The sequence below is a fragment of the Brunnivagina elsteri CCALA 953 genome (assembly GCF_002289455.1).
Classification (GTDB): Bacteria; Cyanobacteriota; Cyanobacteriia; order Cyanobacteriales; family Nostocaceae; genus Brunnivagina; species Brunnivagina elsteri.
Genome location: NZ_NTFS01000587.1, coordinates 1 through 2,934, shown reverse-complemented (window position 1 = coordinate 2,934; position 2,934 = coordinate 1). Strand labels below are relative to the sequence as shown.

Genomic DNA, 2,934 nt, shown 5'->3' with positions numbered 1-2,934 from the left:
AAAATGAGAGGGTGATCGAGAAGTTTGGCAAAATAAATAAAAATAAATAAATGCAAAATACAGATAAACTACTTATCTACTCAACTTCAGGCATAATTTACCAGTAATACTCGCCAAATTAGCAAGATATAAGTTAAAGATTGAGATAGCTGGAATTCACACCCGCGTGTCACCAGCCCTTGACTGTTTAGCCTAGCAGCCTTTGTTTTTTTTTTGAAATTTCCATGTCAACCCTTGTTATTGTTGAATCTCCGACCAAAGCCCGTACCATTCGCAACTACCTTCCAGCAGGATATAAGGTAGAGGCATCAATGGGTCATGTACGCGACTTACCACAATCGGCTAGCGAAATTCCCGCCGCAGTCAAAGCAGAGAAATGGGCACAACTCGGGGTGAATGTAGATGCTGACTTTGAACCTCTCTATGTTGTCCCCAAAGACAAAAAGAAAATCGTCACCCAACTCAAAGACGCTCTCAAAGGTGTCACCGAACTGATATTGGCAACTGACGAAGATAGGGAAGGGGAAAGCATCAGTTGGCATTTGTACCAGTTGCTCAATCCCAAAATTCCCACCAAGCGGATGGTGTTTCACGAAATTACCAAGGAAGCAATTCAGAAAGCTCTGAAAAATTGTCGCACTATCGACGAAAAGGTGGTTCGTGCCCAGGAAACTCGGCGGATTTTGGATCGACTTGTGGGTTATACCCTGTCACCACTGCTGTGGAAGAAAATTTCCTTTGGGCTTTCGGCTGGTCGTGTCCAGTCGGTAGCAGTAAGACTTCTAGTTACAAAAGAACGCCAGCGTCGGGTATTTCGCACGGGCGCATTTTGGGATTTGAAAGCTAGTTTGTTGCATGAAAAAACTGGCTTTAGCGCCGTCTTGGTGAGCGTAGGAGGAACCAAAGTTGCCACGGGCAGCGATTTTGACTCCACCACCGGACAAATAACCGCCGGACGCAATGTCATGTTGCTTAAAGAAGCCGAAGCCGAAGCTTTGAAAGCACGACTAGCGAATAAAGCCTGGTCGGTGACGGATTTAGAAGAACGTCCCGTCACACGCAAACCTTACCCACCGTTTACGACTTCCACCATGCAGCAGGAAGCAAACCGGAAATTGCGTTTTTCTGCCCGCGATACCATGCGAATTGCTCAAAACCTGTACGAGCAAGGTTATATAACTTACATGCGTACCGACTCGGTACATTTATCAGACCAAGCTATAACAGCTGCCCGCGAATGTGCGGCAAAGCTTTACGGCAAAGAATACTTGAGTCCTAGTCCCCGTCAATACACGACTAAATCGAAGGGGGCACAGGAAGCCCACGAAGCTATCCGTCCGGCTGGTAGTAGTTTCCGCACTCCCCAGGAAACGGGTTTGAATCCGAGCGATCGCGAATTTAAATTGTACGATCTGATTTGGAAACGGACTGTTGCTTGCCAAATGGCTGATGCGCGACAAACGCAAATTACCATCCAAATGCAGGTTGAGGATGCTGGTTTCCGTTCTTCGGGCAAACGCATTGACTTTGAAGGTTATCTCCGTGCCTATGTTGAAGGTTCCGATGACCCCGATGCAGCTTTGGAAAATATGGAGATTATTTTACCGAACCTCAAAGTTGGGGACAAACCCGAATGCGCGGAGTTGGAAAATGTCAAGCACGAAACCCAGCCCCCCGCCAGGTATACGGAAGCTAGTTTGGTGAAAACTCTGGAGAGTGAAGGCATTGGGCGACCAAGTACTTACGCAAGTATTATCGGTACTATTATTGACAAGGGTTACGCCCAATTAACGAATAATGCCCTAATTCCGACGTTTACAGCGTTTGCAGTCACAGACTTGCTGGAAAAACATTTCCCCGATATTGTCGATCCCAGCTTTACCTCAAAAATGGAACAAACCCTCGATGATATTGCTGCGGGAGAAGCCCAATGGCTCCCCTATTTACGCAATTTCTATATGGGGGATAAGGGATTAGAAACCCTAGTTAGGGAACAAGAAAGTAAAATTGATAAAGATGAAGCCCGAACGGTGGATTTACAGATCCCCAACGTCAAAGTTCGGATTGGTAAGTTTGGTGCTTATCTGGAAGCTAGTAATGGTGAAGGTTCTGTTACTGCGTCAATTCCCAGGGATTTGACTCCTGCTGACCTTGACCTGGAAAAAGTCCAGACGATAATTCGCCAAAAAACCGAAGGTCCAGACGAAGTTGGTCGTCATCCAGAGACAGGGGAGCCAATTTATCTGAAGATTGGCGCTTATGGTCCCTATGTGCAAATGGGTGACAAAACAGAGGAAAATCCCAAACCTAAGCAAACTTCTTTGCCTAAGGGAGTGACTCCAGAAACCCTAACTCTGGAAATAGCTGTTGGTTTATTGGCATTACCTCGCACTTTGGGAACCCATCCCGATACTGGGGGAAGAATTCAAACAAGTTTGGGCAGGTTTGGTCCCTATATTGTTCATGACCAGGGGAAGGAAGGTAAGGATTATCGATCGCTGAAGGCGAGTGATAATGTTTTGACGGTGAATTTAGAACGGGCTTTGGAAATACTGTCTGAACCGAAGAAGGGAAGGGCTAGTAGTAAATCTAAGGCTGCTTTACGGGAATTAGGGGTACATCCTGAGGATGAGCAACCTATTAATATTTATGACGGACCCTACGGACCTTACATAAAATATGCTAAGACGAACGTCAGTATTCCTGAAGGTAGTTCTGTAGAGGATATGACTTTGGAAGTTGCGCTGGAGTTATTAGCTAGTAAGTCTTCGAGTGGAAAATCTACCCGGAAGACGACTAGTAAGTCGAAAGATACAACGACAAAGAAATCTACCACAAAATCTACTACTACTAAAGCTTCAAGCCAAAAGTCTGCCAAGTCTTCTACAACTGCTGCTAAGAAAAAGTAGTTATTGGGGATTGGGGATTGGGGAT

Annotated in this window: 1 protein-coding gene; it reads left to right on the top strand. The window is 45.6% G+C overall.

Features of this window, described 5'->3' with window-relative positions:
- Positions 1 to 224: 224 nt before the first annotated feature.
- On the top strand, positions 225 to 2,909 hold the full coding sequence (topA, locus tag CK510_RS28720; protein WP_095724882.1) for a type I DNA topoisomerase: 2,685 nt from the start codon (positions 225 to 227) through the stop codon (positions 2,907 to 2,909).
- The last annotated feature ends 25 nt before the right edge of the window (positions 2,910 to 2,934 follow it).